This is a genomic window from Flavobacterium erigeronis (assembly GCF_054075165.1).
This window is the reverse complement of sequence record NZ_JBSKGP010000009.1, coordinates 196,350-215,770: the sequence shown is the minus strand read 5'-3', so window position 1 is coordinate 215,770 and position 19,421 is coordinate 196,350. Positions and strand designations below refer to the sequence as shown.

Below are 19,421 nucleotides of genomic sequence, written 5' to 3'. Positions count from 1 at the left end.
CCTAATCTCTTACAAAACAGCCAATGAGAAAAAATTTATTCTTTTTTCTAGAATTTCTTGTAACATATCAAATACAATCGAGTCTTACTTAGTGACTTCAATTTTTATTGAGGTCAAGAAAAAACAAAAAAAAGAAAAACTAACAAAACAAAATCATCATCAATCAAATCAAAAATAATCAGTAAAAAAATCATGAAATTAAAATTCTTTCTGTTTGCGTTATTGGGGATAATCGCAACTGCACAGGCCCAGAATACGGGAAGTATTTCTGGAAAAATTACAGAAAAGTCAAACAATGCGCCGATTTCTTATGCTACTGTTTCACTTAAAGAAAATGGAAAAGTAATTACCGGAGTAAATACAGACGATAATGGAGACTTTTCTTTTAAAAATGTTGCTTTAAAAAGTTATACGATCGAAATTCAATATATTGGATTTAGAAAATATATTGGATCTGTTCTTTTAAGCGAAAACAAAAAAACTGCAACTGTAAATGTTTCTCTAGAAGAAGAAGCAACGCAGTTAAAAGGGGTAAACGTTATTGCAGAACGTTCGACAATTGAACAAAAAATTGATAGAAAGGTAGTAAACGTTGGAAAAGATTTAACAACCGCAGGAGCTTCAGCATCGGATATTATGAATAATATTCCTTCTGTGAATGTGGATCAGGATGGAAAACTTTCGCTTCGCGGAAATGACAATGTTCGTGTTCTTATTGACGGTCGCCCTTCTAATATTGATCCTGCTCAATTGTTGAAACAGATTCCGTCAACTTCTATCAAAAAAATTGAGCTGATTACCAATCCAAGTGCGAAGTATAATCCAGAAGGAATGTCTGGAATTATCAACATCATTTTGCATAAAAATGCTAATACTGGTTTTAACGGAACGTATAGCGGCGGTATTACTTTTGGTAAAACAGCAAAATACAATCAGTCTTTAGATTTAAACTATAAAACTGGTAAAGTAAATTTCTTTGGAAACGTAGGACAGAATTTTGGAAAGTATCAGAATGATGGATTTATCCAAAGATTCGATCAAGATATCACTCAAAATATTGATGTTTTGAATGACAACGAATCGTATTTATACAAAATTGGTATGGATTATTTAATTGACGACCATAACACTTTATCTATTTATACGAACCAAAACAGATCTGACGGTGAAGGTTTTGTAGATACTGACATTGACTATAATAATGTAGCAAATTCTGATATTTCTAATATTTTCCAAAAATCAAAATATTGGGGACCAGATCGAGTTGGAACTTATAATTTGGCATACAAACACATTTTCAAAAAAGAAGGACATACTTTAGATTTTGAAGCCAATTATAGTGATAACAAAGAAACGCAACATGCTTCTTTTGATACTCAAACGACCAATACTGACAACACCTCTTCAGATGTTGCATACAATGATTTCTTAGAAGGAACTAGAAAATTAAGCACTATAAACGTTGATTATGTTAATCCGTTAAACGAAAAAACGACTCTTGAAGCTGGAGCAGAAGCAAGAATCACGAGAACAGGCAACGATTACACAACAGGAAACCCATTACTTCCTGTTGCAGACCAAACTTCTCATTATACGTACGACACCGATATTTATTCTGCTTATGTAACATTTGGACAAAAATTCAAAAAGTTCAGCTATCAATTAGGTGCGCGTTTTGAAAGCTATAAAGTTCAAGCCAACTTAAATTATGGCCAGACTAAATTTGATGATGATTATATTACCTTATATCCATCTGCTTATTTAACGTATAATTTGAATGAGAAAAACACTTTACAATTCAGTTACAGCCGTCGTGTAGACCGTCCGAGTTTAGAGCAGACAAAACCTATTCGTGAATTTGCCACTCCGTTGGTTACTTCTTTAGGAAATCCAGAATTAAGACCTCAGTTTACAAACTCTGTTGAAGTAAATTATACTAAAACTCTTGAAAAAGGAAGTTTTACAGCTGGTGTTTTTGTGAGAAGCATCAACGATCAAATCAGCAGAATTTTATATCCTGATCCAGCAGATCCTAATAAAGAAAAACAGATTATGACGTTTACCAACTACGATCATAATACTGCTTACGGATTTGAACTTTCATTCAATTATAAAATTACAAAATGGTGGGATATCCAGCCGTCTATTGATTTCTCAAGTATTAATCAGCAAGGTATTGTGTTCTTATACGATCCTGCAACTAATACAAGTAATCCGATCGATCGCAAAATTACTGTTGCTGCTTTCAACGGACGTATGAACTCTAACTTTAAAGTAAATAAACGTTTAAGTTTCTTAGCTTTCGGATTCTATAGAGGGGCTACAGACGGACTTCAGAACAATAGCCACGAAATGTATAAAATGGATATAGGTACACGTTATACATTGCTAGACAATAAAATGAATTTAAGTGTTCGTTTTAATGATGTCTTCAACACTATGAAATATGCTTTTGATACTATGTATCCTTATCCGCAAGCGGGTCAGTTTAAATGGGAAAGCCAAACGGTATATGTTGGTTTGACTTACAACTTTGGAGGCGGAAAAATCAAAAATTTACAGCGTAAACAAAGAGACGATAACACTAATAAAGGTGGCGGCGGAATGTTTTAATACCGCTTTTATTAGCAGATTTTAATAGTTCTTGTAGAAAAGAAAAATCCTGAAGTATGCCAACTTCAGGATTTTTTATTTTTATGCGATTATAAAAAATTACGTAATTCTTTTATTTCTTCTGGGTTTGCCGTTTCCGAATCGTCTGTAATTGCTGATGAATGGTAAAACGTCAAATCTAATTTTTCTTGAAGTAATTTGATATTCGAAGATCGCAGACCTCCGCCCGGCATAATTTCTATTCGATCTCCCGCTAATTCCTGAAGTCTTGCTAAAGCTGAAATTCCTTCTTCGACATTTACTCCTTGCCCTGAAGTTAGAATCGTTTTGAAGCCGCAATCGATGATTGACTCAAGCGATTTTTCCGGATTTTTAACTACATCAAAAGCGCGATGAAATGTACAAGAAAGCGGATGCGCTAAATGCACTAATTCTTTATTCTGCTTTTTATTTATTTTTCCATCATCTTTTAAGATTCCGAAAACAAAACCGTCAACACCTAATTTTTTATATTGCTTGATATCTTGTTTCATTTCTGTAAGCTCTTCGTCAGAATAAACAAAATCTCCACCTCGAGGTCTAATAATGACATGCATTTTTATGTTTAGGCTTTCACGAACTTTTACTACCAAAATTGAGTTTGGTGTTGTTCCTCCCAATTTCATATTTTCACAAAGTTCAATTCTGTCCGCGCCATTTGCTTGAGCAATTAATGCCGATTCATAATTAAAACAAGCGATTTCTAATTGATTTTTTTTCATTTTTATTGAAATAAGTTTATTCTCAGAGACCTGACAGGTTTTAGAAACCTGTCAGGTCTACACCGCAATTTATAAAAAAAAACCTGCTCCAAATAAGAAGCAGGTTAAAAAAAACATATAATGTAAGATGATTATTTTACCATTTAATAATAGCACTTGCCCAAGTGAATCCGCTACCGAAAGCTGCTAAAACAACTGTATCTCCAGATTTGATTTTCCCTTGTTCCCAAGCTTCAGTTAAAGCAATCGGAATAGACGCTGCTGTCGTGTTTCCGTATTTCTGAATATTGTTATGAACTTGGTCGTCTGTTAATTTGAATTTATTTTGAATGAATTGCGAAATTCTCAAATTCGCTTGATGCGGAATTAGCATGTCGATATCTGAAACCTGAAGACCATTTGCTTCCAAGCCTTCATTGATTACTTCAGCAAAACGAACTACAGCATTTTTAAACACAAATTGTCCGTTCATATAAGGATAGTAACTTTCATCATTCGGATCATTATCAGCAATAATATCTGTCACCCAACGAGCTCCCATTCCTGGCGCTTGTAAAGCCAATTCTTCTGCGTGTTCTCCTTCTGAATGCAAATGTGTAGATAAAATTCCTTTCGTCAAATCTTCTTCACGGCTTAAAACTGCAGCCCCTGCTCCATCTCCGAAAATTACAGAAACTCCACGTCCGCGAGTTGTCATGTCCAATCCAGTAGAATGAACCTCAGAACCAATAACCAAAATATTTTTATACATTCCAGTTTTAATATATTGGTCTGCAACAGAAATTGCGTAAACAAAACCAGAACATTGGTTTCTAACATCTAATGCTCCAACTGTTCTTAAACCTAAATCTCTTTGAACCAAAACACCTGGTCCTGGAAAATAATAATCTGGACTTAATGTAGCAAAAACTACAAAATCAATATCTTCTTTGGCAACGCCAGAGCGCTCGATTGCAATTTTAGCTGCTTTTACTCCCATTGAAGTAGTAGTGTCTTCTCCACGGATAATGTGTCTTCTTTCCTGAATTCCTGTTCTTTCCTGAATCCATTCATCATTAGTATCCATTATCTTAGACAAATCATCGTTAGTCACCACATTTGAAGGCACATAATATCCTAAACCAGCTATTTTTGAATGATACATAATCTATTATTATTTATTAAAAAATTGGATTGCAAATTTACGCATACTTTAAAATATACGTACACAAAATACTATTTTTTTCGTTATTAGCAATTTAATATATTTTAATTCTACGGTGACTTATCATCATTTACTTCTCGAAAAGGCAATTTTAAGACGCAAACATTGAAAAAAATTAAAAATCAGGCTCAAGATGTAACAAGACAAAACTATCTTAGACAAACATTTTGAATACCAATTTTACAAACCCATAAAATTCAAACTATGAAATTAAAGGTTACACTGTTTTTATTTTTAAATATAAGCTTTTTCTCTTTCGCACAAGAGAATCTAACTTATCAAAAACCTTCAAAATCTATTTTAGATTTGGCAGATTACCAAAGAGCTCCTTCCGTATCTATGGATACAAAAAAAGAAAATATGCTCTTAATGTATCGCAATACTTACAAAACGTTAGACGATTTAAATCAAGACGAGGTTCGTTTGGCAGGTTTAAGAATTAATCCCGTTACTAATATTTCGAGTACAGTAACGTATCTGACAAATCTTAAACTGAGAAAAATAAGCGGTAAAGAAGAAATCCAAGTTAAAGGATTGCCTGATAATCCGAAAATATCAAACATTCTTTGGTCGCCAAATGACAAAAAAATACTATTCTCAAATACTACCAATTCTGGTGTTGAACTTTGGGTTTTAGATGTGGCTACAGCACAAGCTACAAAACTTACAGAGGCCAGAGTAAATGCCAATCTTGGAAATCCGTTTAGCTGGTTTTTAGATAGCGAAACCATCTTAGTAAAAATGCTTCCTAAAGACAGACAGCCTCTTCTAGATTCTAAAAAAGATCTGCCTAGTGGTCCAATTATTTCAAACACTTCGGGAGAAAAATCTCAAAACAGAACCTATCCTGATATGCTGAAAAACAAAAATGACGAAGTTAATTTTGAAAACTGCATCACTTCTGAATTATACAAAGTAAAATTAAACGGCGATGCTTCATTATATAAAGCAGCTGCTATGTATTTTGGAGAAAAAATCTCACCAGACGGCAATTACATTATGCTGACTACAATTCAAAAACCGTTTTCTTATGTAGTGCCTTTATATAGATTTCCGTCTAAAACTATTGTTTACGATTTAAGCGGAAGAGAAATTAAAACAGTAAACGATGTTCCTCTAAACGAAATTATGCCAAAAGGTTTTATGGCTGTTCGCAAAGGAAAAAGAGAAATGGCTTGGAGAAATGACAAACCTGCAACATTGTCTTATGTTGTAGCTTTAGATGAAGGAGATCCTGCAAATAAAGTTGATTTTAGAGATGAGATTTTTCTTTGGGATGCACCTTTTGACAAAGAAGCGACATCTTTAGCAAAAACACCACAGCGTTTTAGTGATATTATTTGGGGGAATGACGATTTAGCTATTCTTTCAGAAGAATGGTACGACACTAGAAACACTAAAACATTTTTAATAAATCCTTCAAATCCAAGTCAGCAGCCGAAACTGATTACAGATAGAAATTCGCAAGATGTTTATTCAGATCCTGGAGTTTTCGAAACCAAAAAAAATGCTTACAATAAATATGTTTTAGCAATCGAAAAAAACAATCTTTACAGAATTGGCGAAGGTTATACTAAAACTGGGCAATTCCCTTTTGTGGATGAATTCAATCTGGAAACTTTAAAATCTAAACGCATTTATACGTCTTCTTATAAAGACAAAAAAGAAGATATTTTAGAAATTGAAGATTTTAAAACCGGAAAAGTCTTGGTTCAGATACAATCTAAAACAGAATATCCGAATTACTATTTCAGAAATATCAAAAAACAAAACAGCTTAACACAAGTCACTGATTTCAAAAATCCATTTGAGAGCATTAAAAATGTAAGCAAAGAAGTTATCAAGTACAAACGTAAAGACGGATTGGAACTTTCAGGAACTTTATACCTTCCTGCTGGTTATGATAAAACGAAAAAAGAAAAATTGCCACTATTGATCTGGGCTTATCCCGCAGAATACAAAGACAGAAACAGTGCTTCGCAATCGACTCAAAATTCCAACGAATTTACATTTCCTTATTATGGCTCATTTGTGTACTGGGTTACAAAAGGATATGTGGTTTTAGACGATGCCGCATTTCCAATTATTGGAGAAGGAACTACAGAACCAAACGACAACTTTGTTTCGCAATTAGTTGATAATGCAGCAGCGGCGATTGATGCTGTTGACGCTTTAGGCTATATTAATCGCAAAAAAGTGGCTGTTGGAGGACATTCGTATGGAGCATTTATGACGGCTAACTTATTAACGCATTCCAATCTTTTTGCCTGTGGAATTGCAAGAAGTGGCGCTTACAACAGAACTTTAACCCCATTCGGATTCCAATCTGAACAAAGAAATTACTGGGAAGCTCCAGAAGTCTACAATACCATGTCGCCTTTTATGAATGCAGAGAAAATGAAAACTCCAATATTACTAGTTCACGGAGAAGCAGATAACAATCCTGGAACTTTTACTTTGCAGACAGAGCGTTATTTTCAAGCATTAAAAGGTTTAGGAGCGCCAGCAAGAATGGTTATTCTGCCAAAAGAATCGCATAGTTATGTTGCCAAAGAAAACATTCTTCATTTGCTTTGGGAACAAGATCAATTTTTAGAAAAATATCTGAAAAATTAATTTTATTTTCAAAAGCAAACCCGACAAGTTTCAAAAACCTGTCGGGTTTATTATTTAATGCCAGCAATTATCTTAATTATCTAATTGGCACATTTTCTAATTATAGATAATTCAAAGCCAGAAATACTTCTTGCTCAAGCGGTAAATCTATTTCACTTTCAAAGAAAATTAATTGCCTTTTATAAACGGTTTCAATTAAATAATGGCTTCCTCTAAAATAAGTTCTTCTAATTTTAACCATTAATCGGGATTCTGAAACCATTTTAAATTGATGAGGATAAACCAAAGTTTTATGGGTTTCGTCTTGATAGTCTAATAATAAATGCGTCGGAATTTCATTTACCTCTCCAAACAAAGAAGCCACATATTTTATTTTTGGATCTTCATATATTTTATTCGGATCATCTTTTACCAATACTTCCCCATTTCTCATTACAATAGCTTGGTCTGCAAAAGATAATGCATCTGTGCTGTCATGGGTTGCAATAATACACGTAATCCCTTTTTGTTTTAAGTAACGGAACAAATTACGACGCAGTGCATTTTTTCTGAAAGCATCAATTTGACTGAATGGCTCGTCTAATAAAATCACTTCTGGTTCTAAAGCCAAAACTCTTACCAAAGCCACTCTCTGCTGCTGTCCTCCACTCAAGAATTTGGTCTTAACATTAGAAAACTGGTCCATTTCTACCATTTCTAGCAGTTCCTGAACACGAAGTTTTTTCATGTTGGCAAAACCATTCGATAGAAACTTACCAACATTTTCAGCAACCGTTTCATAAGGAGACAAATCAAAATCCTGCGCCAAATATTTCATATAAGGCATTCCTGGAATCAAATTAAATTTTGGTCCCAAAACTGGTTTGTTCTCATAAAAAATCTTTCCCTCGTCCAGATCGTAAAGTCCATATATAAGCTTCAGTAGCGTACTTTTTCCGCAGCCACTCTCACCAATAATGGCAATATTCTGGCCTTTTTCAATAGAAAAAGAGATGTTTTTTATAACTGGGGTTTCGGTGTACGTAAAAGATATATTTTGTATGTCGAGCATGAGTTGTAATATGAAACGTCAAATTTACGATGTTTAATTTCTAAAGTCAAAAAAAAGCTGCTTCAATTATGAAACAGCTTTTTTTATATTTTATTTTATCTGAAATTATTTTCCAGCTTCTGCTTTTGCGTCATTTACCATTTTGTCGTTTGCAGTAATTGAGAATTCTACACGACGGTTTTGCGCTCTACCTTCTGGCGTATCATTTGTTGCAATTGGATCTGCAATTCCTAAACCTGAAGTTTTGAAACGGCTAGATTTTAATCCTTTTGAAACTAAATAAGCTTGCACAGAAGCAGCTCTTTGTCCTGAAAGTGTTAAGTTATATTCTGGCTTTCCAGTATTATCTGTGTAACCAAAAATTTGAATATCAGTATCTCCATACTCATTAAATACAGGAACTAATTTATCTAAATTAGCTTTTGCTTGAGAAGTCAAAGTTGACTTATTAGTATCAAAACGCACTGCATTTTCATTTAATGTCAAGTGAATTCCTTCTCCAACTCTTTCTACAGACGCACCTGGTAAAGCCTGATCAATTTCACGAGCTTGTTTATCCATTTTGTTTCCGATCAAAGCTCCTGTACCACCACCAACAGCAGCTCCAATTGCAGCTCCTAAAGCAGCGTTTCCGCCTCGTCCGATATTGTTTCCTAAAACTGCACCAATCACACCACCTGCAACAGCACCAATTCCGGCTCCTTTTTGCGTATTATTTGCGTTTTTTACTGAATCACAGCTAGTAAAAAAACTAGCTATAACCATTAAACTGCTTAAACCTAAAACCGTTATCTTTCTCATTTTTTATCTCTTTAAAATATTAATTAGCTCTTTGAAATTGGTAAACCACATCTTTTACCTGACCTCCAACATTGATATTATCAATTAATTGAAATGAAGATTCTGTAACACTGCCTACTTTAAGCAAATAACCATCTCTTACTTTCTTAGCTTTTTCTCCAGCATCCAAAATTTTAAGTATAAACATCCCTTGATCATTTATACTCCATACAATTGGAGAAGAGAAAGAGGTACAGCTTGGCGATGTTAAAGCCATTGTTCCTTTGTTATTGTTTGAAATAAAGCTCCAAGTACTACCAATAAAGCATTTTGAATCAGCTAAATCAAAAGAATTTACTTTGATATAATCAGAACCTGGGTAAGAAACATTAGTAAGGACCCAGTTTCCTTTAAAAGCTACTTGAGTTTTTCTATCAAGCTTATTTGATAGTGTCGTTGCTTCTGAAGACGAAGCTGCTGTTGACGAAGCTGATTTACACGCAAAAAACATAGCGGCAATCAAGCATATAAAAATACTCTTCTTCATTTTGTACAATTTTTTTAGATTAATACTTGCCTTTTTAACAATTATTGTACCACAAATATACGATTCGTCGGGATATTATCAGTTTTAGAATCTATTTATTTTCTTTCAAAATTAACATTTCCGCCATTTTGTCACCCAAAAAACAATTGGTATTCTATTTGAATAAGTGAAAATCATCAAATTAAATCAAAAATTAAAAAATATGGCAACAGGTAAAATTAATGTTTCAGTAGAAAACATTTTTCCCTTAATTAAAAAGTTCTTATACAGCGACCACGAAATTTTCTTGCGCGAGCTTGTTTCTAATGGTACTGATGCTACTTTAAAATTAAAACATCTTATCAGTATTGGCGAGGCTAAAGTAGAATACGGAAACCCAATTATTGAGGTGAAAGTGGACAAAGAAGGCAAAAAAATCCACATCATCGATCAAGGTTTGGGTATGACTGCTGATGAAGTTGAAAAATACATCAACCAAGTAGCATTTTCTGGTGCTGAGGAATTTTTGGACAAATACAAAGATTCTGCGAAAGATTCTGGTATTATCGGACATTTTGGTCTTGGTTTCTACTCTGCTTTTATGGTAGCTGAGAAAGTTGAAATCATAACAAAATCATACAAAGATGAGCCAGCTGCACATTGGACATGCGACGGAAGTCCAGAATTCACTTTGGAGCCTGCTGACAAAACTTCACGCGGAACTGAAATTATCCTTCACATTGCAGAAGATTCTCTTGAGTTCTTAGACGATTCTAAAATCAGCGGTTTATTGAATAAGTATAATAAGTTTATGCCTATTCCGATTAAATTTGGAACAAGAACAGAAACGCTTCCAAAACCAGAAGACGCTCCAGAAGATTACGTTAATGAAACTGTTGAAACTGACAACATCATCAACAACCCTAATCCAGCTTGGACTAAACAGCCTTCTGAATTATCTGATGAAGATTACAAAAACTTCTACAGAGAATTGTATCCAATGCAATTTGAAGAGCCGTTATTCAACATTCATTTAAATGTAGATTATCCGTTTAACTTAACTGGTATTTTGTATTTCCCAAAATTGGGTTCAGACATGCAGATCCAAAAAGATAAAATTCAGTTGTACCAAAACCAAGTTTACGTTACCGATAACGTAGAAGGAATCGTACCTGAATTCTTGACAATGTTAAAAGGTGTAATCGATTCTCCAGATATTCCGTTAAACGTTTCTCGTTCTGGTTTACAGGCAGATGGAGCAGTTAAAAAAATCTCAAACTACATTACTCGTAAAGTAGCAGATAAATTAAAAGCTTTATTTAACGAAAACCGTGCAGATTTTGAAGCAAAATGGAACGATATTAAAATCGTTTTAGAGTACGGAATGCTTTCTGAAGATAAATTCTACGAAAAAGCGGGCGCATTTGTTTTATACCCAACTGTAGATGACAAATACTACACTTTAGAAGAATTAAAAGAAAACTTAAAAGAAAACCAAACTGACAAAGACGGTAAATTAGTTGTTCTTTATGCTGGAAACAAAGACGCACAGCACTCTTATATTGAATCAGCAAAAGAGAAAGGTTACGAAGTATTGCTTTTAGATTCTCCGATTATCTCGCATTTAATTCAGAAAATCGAAAATGATAACAGCGACCTAACTTTTGTACGTGTTGACTCTGATCATATTGACAACTTAATCAAAAAAGAAGAAAATGCTATTTCTAAATTATCTGAAGACGAAAAAGCAGCTTTAAAAACTTCTTTGGAAGCTTATATTCCAAAAGCATACTCTGTTCAATTGGAAGCTATGGATTCTCAGGCAGCTCCATTCATTATTACGCAACCAGAATTTATGCGTAGAATGAAAGAAATGAGCCAGACTGGCGGCGGCGGAATGTTCGGAATGGGCAATATGCCAGAAATGTACAACTTAGTTGTTAATACTAATTCTGATTTGGCTTCAAGCATTTTAAATACTGAAGACAAAACACACCAAGAGCATTTAGTAAAACAAGCTTTAGATTTAGCTAAATTATCTCAAAACCTATTGAAAGGTGAAGCACTTACTGCTTTCGTAAAAAGAAGTTTTGAAATGATTAAATAAGCATTCTAAAATAAATTTTTAAAATCCTGCAAATTAAGTTTTGCAGGATTTTTTTTGCCCTAAAATTACCCGTTAAAAAAGGGTCATTCTCCCCTTTTCTCAAAAAAATCATTTCTATAATTTTGACTACCAACAGATTAAATCAACCTAAATTCTAGAAATCATGGATAAAAGAAAGTTTACAGAAAATGGAGAAATTCTAGCAATTATAAAGGATTTAAAAACCCAGATTAAAAACAAAAAATTCTCTGATATCATAGACAACAATAATTGCCAATATGTCGATCTTGTACAAGAAGGCGGCGGCGTTCTCGGAATTGCCTTGGTTGGCTATGTTTATGTTCTGGAAAAAATGGGAATTCGTTTTTTAAGCCTTGCCGGAACCTCAGCCGGAAGTATTAACACCATGCTGATGGCGGCCGCGGGAACTTGCGATATCGAAAAATCGGAATGGATATTAGATTGTCTTTGCAATAAAAATTTATACGATTTTGTGGATGGCGATCACGATGCCCGCGAATTTATTGATGCCTTGCTGAGTGATGCGGGAAATCTGAAATTAATAATGAAAGGCTGTCAGGTAGTCGATAATTTCAAAGATGATTTAGGATTAAATCCTGGAAATAATTTCCATCAATGGATGACCAATCTACTTTCGCAAAAAGGAATAAAAAATTATGCCGATTTAAAAGCTTTAAGAGAAAAAGGAATTTCAGATAAAAACAAATTATATCGAATAAATCGCTTAAATCAAGGTGATAAAGAAGAATATACCCGTGTAGATCATTGGAGTCAAATGGCCATAATTACCGCAGACATCACTACCGAAAGCAAAATTATTTTCCCACAAATGATTGATTTGTTTTACTCCAATCCAGATGTTCAGAATCCAGCCGATTTTGTTCGCGCTTCGATGTCGATTCCGTTGTTTTTTACACCTTTTAAAATTAAAAATATTCCAACCGGAGTCGATTCTTGGAACAAATGGAATGATGCAACTTGCCTTAGAACATCTGTTCCGTCAGAAGTGATGTTTATGGACGGCGGAATAATCTCAAATTTCCCGATAGACATTTTTCATGAAAACATGAATGTTCCCGCTTCTCCAACTTTCGGAATTAAATTGGGCTACGATAAAAACGAAATCAATAAAAATGAAAAATTTTCCAATTTAATAAGTTCGCTGTTTGACACTGCGCGCTATGGATACGATTCTGAATTTCTCCAAAAAAATCCAGATTTTAAAAATTTAATCGGGTACATCGACACTGGAAGCCACAATTGGCTGAACTTCAATCTGACAGACGATGCAAAAATTGATCTTTTTATAAGAGGCGCCCAAAATGCAGCCGATTTCTTAAACAGGTTTAATTGGGAAGAATATAAAAAAATCAGAAAAGCAAAAAGCAATTACTACAAATCAGTTTAAAGTCATTTCTTAACAGTTTTGCACATAATTTTTACTTCAAAAATTCGTTATAATATCCTGTAAATACCACTACAGGATTTTTTAATTGTAATTCGTTTTTTTATTACATTTGACTGCCTTATTAATCTAATCCAAAACAAATACCACTATGAAAAAAACGGCCTTTTTACTGACAACTATTTGTGCTACAGCACTTTTATACGTTTCGTGTTCGAGCGACAATAACGAACCGACAGTTACAACAGACCTAACAACTATTGGAGCTTCAGTTGCGGTTGACACTTCTAACGAAATGGATCTTAACACCAGTCTTTTGATTAGCACAGCTACCTCAACTACTGGAAAAACCACAGAAACGTCACCACCTCCCGGCATTTGCGCAACAATTACAATTACTACTCCAAATGGAAGCGAATATCCGAAAGTATTTTTAGCAGATTTCGGAACAGCGGGATGCAAAGACGCAAACAACCTTACAAGAAAAGGACAATTGAAAGTAACGCTTTCTGGAGCAATTACTGCAACAGGAAGCAAAATGACCATTGAAAGAATTAACTACTCTATAAACGGTATCAAATTAGAAGGAACTATTGAATACACCAATACGACAACTACTGAAACTATACCGCAGTGGACTAGAAAAGTAACCAACGGTAAATTAACCGATTTACAAGGAGGCGTTTATACTAATTCTGGAACGTATACTACTAAACAAACTGCAGGTGTAGATACTCCTTTTGTTTTATCTGATAATGTTTATGAGATAACAGAAGGCACGCATACGGTAACAGCAACAGCTGGCGGAACACTTACTTTGACAGTAAAAGAGCCGTTAATTAAAAAATATTCTTGCCTTTTTATTTCTAAAGGACAGCTGAAAGTTCAAGGCGGTATTTTAAACGGCGTAATAGATTATGGAAATAACGACTGCGATGCACTTTACACTTATACCCACGAAAATGGCACTTCATTCAATTTGACAATGTAAGACCTTTTCCTGCAATGATTTCAAATCCCAATTTAGAAATAGATTGGGATTTATTTTTTTATAAAAATAAAACATCCACCTCTTTACATTTAAACTATTTTCTTTATTTTGCACCAAAATCTCAAAAACCAATGAAAAAAACATTAATTGCTTTTGTTACTCTTGCAGTCTTAGCATCTTGCAGCAAAAAAGAAACTGCTGCTGATAATTTACACATTACAGGAAACATTAAAGGTTTAAAAACCGGAACATTATATATCCAACGTTTTGTTGACACTTCTCTTGTTGCAATCGACAGTATTAAAATTGATGGAAATGCAGCTTTTGAAAGAGACATCAAATTAGAATCTCCAGAAATGCTTTACTTATTTCTAGACCGAGGCGTAAGTAATTCTTTAGACAATAACATTTTGTTTTTTGCTGAACCAGGAAACATCAATATCGAAACCAACTTAGATAATTTCATTTCGAGCGCAAAAATTACAGGCTCAAAAAATCAGGAATTATACGAGCAGTATCAAAAAGTAAATTCTCGTTTTATTGACGAAAACCTGTCAATGGTTGAAGCAAGATTTAAAGCTTTAAAAAGACAAGATCAAAAAGCGATTGACAGCATTGAAGCCAAACAGCAATCAAACATCAAAAGAAAATATTTATACGCTACAAACTTTGCTATAAACAATAAAGATCATGAAGTAGCGCCTTATATTGCTTTAGCTGAGATTTACGATATCAATATCAAATTTTTGGATACAATTCAAAAATCGATGACTCCAAAAGTAGCAAAATCACTTTACGGAAAGAAACTAACAAAATATGTTGCTGAAATTAAGAAAGAAGAACAAAAGGCTCCTGTAGCTAAAACTGAAACTGAAGCCGCAACAACTGAAACAGAAAAATAATTTACTTCATTATAGCAAAAAATGCCCTGAAAAATTCAGGGCATTTTTTTTATCGAAGAAACTAACAAAATATGCTACCTAAATTAGCAAAGAAAAGCGACAAAATAAACATAAAACAATAAAAATCAACAAGTTAAATTTTAAAATTTACACTTTTTGACCTTTTGATCAATCCTGTTTTTTAAAAGAACAGGATTTTTTTTATGTCTTTTTTTCAGCATTGTTTTTAATTATCATAAATAACTGACAATTAAATAATTAACTGTTAAATTGTCAGAATTTACATAAATACAATTTCAATTTGTAATACCTTAGCTTCAAATTTCAAAAACTATATTTATGGAAAATTTAACCAGCAACATCAGTCGACCTAAGTATGATTACATAGATTCGTCAGTTTTTCACAAATTAGAATCTTATAATCCAAAACATTCTCAAGCAGAAAAAATTCCCGACCAAGACCCCTACACTTCAAATGGTCAGAAATTGCGTCTGAATTTTATTCGCAGCCAATTAAATTTAGACCTCGATTTTCTCTCTGGAGAAAAAGTTTTTACAAATAACGAAAGCTTAAAAGGCAATATCGAAAATTACATCGGCATGAGCCAGATTCCTACCGGAATTATTGGTCCGCTTGTAATAAACGGAAGCGTTGCCCAAGGCCCTTTTTACGTCCCTCTCGCCACAACCGAAGGCGCATTGCTTGCATCTTATAACAGAGGTGCGAAAGCCTGCAGGGAATCTGGACCAATAACAGTTGTTACGCTTCAAGAAGGCGTACAAAGAACTCCTACTTTCAAATTTAAAACTGTAATTGAATTGGGCAAATTTGTTTCTTGGGTATTAGACCACACCGAAACATTTTCAGCATTAACCAGAGAAACTAGCAATTATGCCATTTTAAATGACGTAGGCATCAATATCGAAGGAAATATTCTGATTTTAAAATTTGAATTTACTTCTGGTGATGCTTCTGGCCAAAATATGGTAACAATCTGCTCAGATAGAATATGCAAGTATATTCTCGAACACTGTCCAATAAAACCTGTATTCTGGACTATTGAAGGCAATTTTTCTGGAGATAAAAAAATCAGCCCTTTAAACACAAGAGTTCGCGGAAGAAAAGTTACTGCCGAAATAGTAATAAAAAATGAGGTCGTTAAATCGGTTTTAAAGACCACTCCGGCCTTATTATACGAACAATGGAAAATATGCGTTTCTGGAGCCAAAAAAGCGGGCGTAGTCGGCGGCGGCATGCATCCTTCTAATGGACTTGCAGCTTTATTTATTGCCTGCGGACAAGATGTTGCCTGTACAGGTGAAGCTTCTGTCGCAGTTACCAGAATGGAAATCACCGAAAACAATGATATTTATTTTGCTATCACCATGTCTAACATGATTGTTGGAACAGTTGGCGGCGGAACATCATTTCCTACGCAAAGAGAGTGTCTCGAACTATTAGGTTGTTATGGCGCTGGAAAAAGTGGCAAACTTGCCGAAATTGCAATTGCATTATGTTTAACAGGTGAACTTTCTATTTTTGCCGCAATGTCTTCGGGACAATTTACTGCGGCACATCAGAAATTGGGGAGATAAATATTTAAAATTCCAATTTTTAAATTGCTTCGCCTGTTCGCTGTCGCTCGAGTCCAAATCCCATTCTTAAACACATTAAATTTAAAATCTCAAATTCCAAATTCCAATTTACGACATGAATTGGAGTTTGGAATTTTTATTTTAGCACATAATCTTATCAGATTTAAGTTTACGGATTCCAATAATCATTTGGAATTTGGAATTTCCTAAAATTTGAAGTTTATTTTTTTGACCAAAAAAAAAACCACCACATTTCTGTGATGGTTTTTGAGCCGATAGAGGGACTCGAACCCACGACCTGCTGATTACAAATCAGCTGCTCTAGCCAGCTGAGCTACATCGGCCTATTTTGCGAGTGCAAAGATAGAAATGTTTTTTAATATTCCAAAAAAAATTTCGCACCACTCTCTATTTAAACAAAAAAACCATTCGCCGATGCGAATGGTTTCCGTTTGAGCCGATAGAGGGACTCGAACCCACGACCTGCTGATTACAAATCAGCTGCTCTAGCCAGCTGAGCTACATCGGCCTCATTACGGGTGCAAATATAAAGCGGATTTTCAATTCTCCAAAATAAAATTGCACTTTTTTACACTTTTTTTCGCTTATAGTGCGTTGATTTTTTCAATCAATTGATTAGCAGTTTGTTCTAATTCAACATTGATTTGTTTGAAGTGTGCTTTTTTATTTTCAACGTTTTTAGCGTTCACTTTTGTAATCAAAGTATCGAATGCAGCAATAGCTTCATCGACTAAAGCATTCGTTTCTGGAGTTGGATTTCCTGTTGTTGACATCTCAAACAAATAAACTGCTTCAATAATATCTCCTAATACGAAGTTGATGTCTTTCTTTAAATTCTTAACGTTTGCCATTTTTCTTATTATTTTAATTTGCGTCTGCAAAAGTACATATTATCTTTAAATTTAATGCTAAGAAATGTAAATTTCTAAAATTGAAGCGTTTCCGATCAAATTAAATGCATTTATTGCAGCTGGAACCAAAATGGTATCTCCTTTTTTGTAAGCTTGCTTGAATCCGTCGTATTCAATTTCGAAATTGCCTTCAATACACATATATACTGTAAACGTTTCTCCTGTTTTAGCCACTTCTAATTTATTTTCTAACGGAAGGAAATTAGTTGTAAAATAAGGACAATCTACTATTGTATTTGATGTATTAGTTTTTGTCTCGTATTTTTTCTGCGTATCTACTTTATTGTAGTTAATCGCATCCAATGCAAGATCTACGTGCAATTCTCTTTTATTTCCTTGCGCGTCTACACGGTCAAAATCGTATAATCTATACGTAATATCAGAAGTCTGCTGAATTTCGGCAACAACCAAACCTGCACCAATAGCATGAACTGTTCCTGTTTCTAAAAAGAAAACATCTCCAGGTTTCGCTTTTACATCGTCTAAAATTGAAACTAAAGTATTGTCATGTAAGTGTTTTAAATATTCTTCTTTATTTGAATCTTCTTTAAAACCCACAATAATTCTAGCGTCTGCATCGGCTTGGGTTACGTACCACATTTCGGTTTTCCCGAATGAATTATGACGCTCTTTTGCTAATTTATCATTTGGGTGAACTTGAATAGAAAGATCTTCTCTTGCATCAAGATATTTAAAAAGAAGCGGAAATTGTTTTCCAAATCTTTCATAAACTTTAGTCCCTAAAATAGCATCTGGTGTTTCCTCAATCAAATCCATTAAAGATTTTCCTTTAAGAACTCCATTTGCCACCACACTTACATCTCCTTGTACAGTAGATAATTCCCAGCTTTCGCCAGTTATATTAGAAACGATTGGTTTGTTCAGAATTGTTTTTAGTTTTTCTCCTCCCCAGATTCTTTCTTTCAAAATCGGTTCAAATTGCAAAGGGTATAAATTTTGGCTCATGTTTTTAGGCTAATATATTTGTTTAATTAATTCTTTTCTAATCCTATTTTGGTAATTTATGATACTAATTCTTGAACAATTTCTAAGGCTTTCGGAATATGTTTTGCCGCGTTTGCACTGTCAAATATCGAAATCACCAAACCATTTTTATCAATTATATAAGTAACGCGTCCAGGCAAAAGTCCTAGCAGACTATTGCGGACACCAAAAAGTTTTCTCAATCTTTTATCTTGATCAGAAAGCAAAATAAAAGGTAATTTATGTTTAGCAGCAAATTTATGATGTGACTTTACACTATCGCTGCTAATACCAATTACCTCAGCTCCCAAATCCTTAAAATCTTCGTATTGGTCCCGAAAACTGCAAGCTTCAGTAGTACAGCCAGGCGTATTATCTTTTGGATAAAAATAAATCACCAAGGGCTTTCTTCCTAAAACGCTTTGGCTTTCAAAAAGTTCTCCGTTGTTGTCTTTCGCAGTAAAATTCGGAACTATATCTCCTATTTTTAATGACATTTTTTATTCTCCTTTATAAGTTACAAAATTTCGGTCCGTTTCGTTCAGCACAACTTCAAGATCAAAGTCAGTGTGAATGCGTTGTCTAATTTTATTCCATATCACAACCGCAATATTTTCTGCAGTCGGATTCAAATCTGCAAATTCTGGAACATCCAGATTCAGATTTTTGTGATCAAACGGAATTTCTACTTCTTCACGTATAATATCCGCTAATACTTTCACATCTAAAACAAAACCAGTTTCGGGGTCAATCTTTCCTGTAACACTTACTGTTAAACCATAATTATGACCATGAAAGTTAGGATTGTTGCATTTTCCAAAAACGGCATCGTTTTTCTCAAATGACCAATCCTTTCGATGTAGTCGATGTGCAGCATTAAAATGTGCTTTTCTTGATATGGTTACTCTCATTTATGCTTCTGGTTAGTTTGG

At 34.1% G+C, this 19,421-nt stretch carries 16 protein-coding genes and 2 tRNA genes; 7 read left to right on the top strand and 11 right to left on the bottom strand.

Annotated elements, in window-relative coordinates; all coding sequences use genetic code 11:
* Positions 1 to 192 precede the first annotated feature (192 nt).
* A complete protein-coding gene (locus tag ACWA1F_RS18310) occupies positions 193 to 2,613 on the top strand; it encodes a TonB-dependent receptor (RefSeq protein ID WP_456895736.1) in 2,421 nt (806 codons plus the stop codon).
* A gap of 89 nt (positions 2,614 to 2,702) precedes the next feature.
* On the opposite strand, the gene ACWA1F_RS18305 is transcribed toward ACWA1F_RS18310, so the two are convergent.
* Together ACWA1F_RS18305 and ACWA1F_RS18300 are read right to left on the bottom strand one after the other, a co-directional pair.
* Positions 2,703 to 3,374, bottom strand: coding sequence for a copper homeostasis protein CutC (locus ACWA1F_RS18305; RefSeq protein ID WP_456895734.1), 672 nt, complete (start codon positions 3,372 to 3,374; stop codon positions 2,703 to 2,705).
* Positions 3,375 to 3,510: 136 nt separating this feature from the next.
* Positions 3,511 to 4,518, bottom strand: coding sequence for a 3-oxoacyl-ACP synthase III family protein (locus ACWA1F_RS18300; RefSeq protein WP_095929390.1), 1,008 nt, complete (start codon positions 4,516 to 4,518; stop codon positions 3,511 to 3,513).
* 264 nt (positions 4,519 to 4,782) lie between these two features.
* On the opposite strand from ACWA1F_RS18300, the gene ACWA1F_RS18295 reads away from it, so the two are divergent.
* Entirely contained in the window at positions 4,783 to 7,194 is a 2,412-nt protein-coding gene (locus tag ACWA1F_RS18295) for an alpha/beta hydrolase family protein (RefSeq protein ID WP_456895732.1), read from the top strand.
* 100 nt (positions 7,195 to 7,294) lie between these two features.
* On the opposite strand, the gene ACWA1F_RS18290 is transcribed toward ACWA1F_RS18295, so the two are convergent.
* The 3 genes from ACWA1F_RS18290 to ACWA1F_RS18280 all read right to left on the bottom strand — a co-directional run bounded on the left by ACWA1F_RS18290 (position 7,295) and on the right by ACWA1F_RS18280 (position 9,572).
* The gene (locus ACWA1F_RS18290; protein ID WP_456895730.1) at positions 7,295 to 8,245 is read right to left on the bottom strand and encodes an ABC transporter ATP-binding protein; all 951 of its coding nucleotides are present in this window, start codon (positions 8,243 to 8,245) and stop codon (positions 7,295 to 7,297) included.
* Between the two features lie 105 nt (positions 8,246 to 8,350).
* The gene (locus ACWA1F_RS18285; protein ID WP_306159340.1) at positions 8,351 to 9,046 is read right to left on the bottom strand and encodes an OmpA family protein; all 696 of its coding nucleotides are present in this window, start codon (positions 9,044 to 9,046) and stop codon (positions 8,351 to 8,353) included.
* A 19-nt stretch (positions 9,047 to 9,065) separates the two neighbouring features.
* On the bottom strand, positions 9,066 to 9,572 hold the full coding sequence (locus ACWA1F_RS18280) for a lipocalin family protein (RefSeq protein WP_306159342.1): 507 nt from the start codon (positions 9,570 to 9,572) through the stop codon (positions 9,066 to 9,068).
* A gap of 202 nt (positions 9,573 to 9,774) precedes the next feature.
* On the opposite strand from ACWA1F_RS18280, the gene htpG reads away from it, so the two are divergent.
* The 5 genes from htpG to ACWA1F_RS18255 all read left to right on the top strand — a co-directional run bounded on the left by htpG (position 9,775) and on the right by ACWA1F_RS18255 (position 16,573).
* Complete coding sequence (gene htpG, locus ACWA1F_RS18275; RefSeq protein WP_306159344.1) at positions 9,775 to 11,658, top strand: molecular chaperone HtpG; 1,884 nt, start codon at positions 9,775 to 9,777, stop codon at positions 11,656 to 11,658.
* Between the two features lie 163 nt (positions 11,659 to 11,821).
* A complete protein-coding gene (locus ACWA1F_RS18270; protein ID WP_456895727.1) occupies positions 11,822 to 13,087 on the top strand; it encodes a patatin-like phospholipase family protein in 1,266 nt (421 codons plus the stop codon).
* A 148-nt stretch (positions 13,088 to 13,235) separates the two neighbouring features.
* Positions 13,236 to 14,075: a hypothetical protein gene (locus ACWA1F_RS18265; protein WP_456895725.1), complete on the top strand. Its 840-nt coding sequence runs from the start codon at positions 13,236 to 13,238 to the stop codon at positions 14,073 to 14,075.
* 131 nt (positions 14,076 to 14,206) lie between these two features.
* Complete coding sequence (locus ACWA1F_RS18260; RefSeq protein ID WP_306159350.1) at positions 14,207 to 14,977, top strand: DUF4369 domain-containing protein; 771 nt, start codon at positions 14,207 to 14,209, stop codon at positions 14,975 to 14,977.
* Between the two features lie 339 nt (positions 14,978 to 15,316).
* Positions 15,317 to 16,573, top strand: a complete 1,257-nt coding sequence (locus tag ACWA1F_RS18255) for a hydroxymethylglutaryl-CoA reductase (protein ID WP_456895722.1) — start codon at positions 15,317 to 15,319, stop codon at positions 16,571 to 16,573.
* A 270-nt stretch (positions 16,574 to 16,843) separates the two neighbouring features.
* Here the strand turns inward: ACWA1F_RS18255 and ACWA1F_RS18250 are convergent.
* The 6 genes from ACWA1F_RS18250 to ACWA1F_RS18225 form a co-directional block, all read right to left on the bottom strand.
* A tRNA-Thr gene (locus tag ACWA1F_RS18250) sits at positions 16,844 to 16,917 on the bottom strand.
* A 111-nt stretch (positions 16,918 to 17,028) separates the two neighbouring features.
* Positions 17,029 to 17,102: transfer RNA gene (locus tag ACWA1F_RS18245), tRNA-Thr, on the bottom strand.
* 76 nt (positions 17,103 to 17,178) lie between these two features.
* The gene (locus ACWA1F_RS18240; protein ID WP_125722399.1) at positions 17,179 to 17,445 is read right to left on the bottom strand and encodes a hypothetical protein; all 267 of its coding nucleotides are present in this window, start codon (positions 17,443 to 17,445) and stop codon (positions 17,179 to 17,181) included.
* Positions 17,446 to 17,502: 57 nt separating this feature from the next.
* Complete coding sequence (locus ACWA1F_RS18235) at positions 17,503 to 18,471, bottom strand: type I phosphomannose isomerase catalytic subunit (RefSeq protein ID WP_456895720.1); 969 nt, start codon at positions 18,469 to 18,471, stop codon at positions 17,503 to 17,505.
* A gap of 56 nt (positions 18,472 to 18,527) precedes the next feature.
* Positions 18,528 to 18,986 carry a peroxiredoxin gene (locus ACWA1F_RS18230; RefSeq protein ID WP_456895718.1) on the bottom strand — a complete coding sequence of 153 codons (459 nt, stop codon included), beginning with the start codon at positions 18,984 to 18,986 and terminating at the stop codon, positions 18,528 to 18,530.
* A gap of 3 nt (positions 18,987 to 18,989) precedes the next feature.
* Positions 18,990 to 19,400: a 6-carboxytetrahydropterin synthase gene (locus tag ACWA1F_RS18225; protein WP_111285162.1), complete on the bottom strand. Its 411-nt coding sequence runs from the start codon at positions 19,398 to 19,400 to the stop codon at positions 18,990 to 18,992.
* Positions 19,401 to 19,421: the final 21 nt, after the last annotated feature.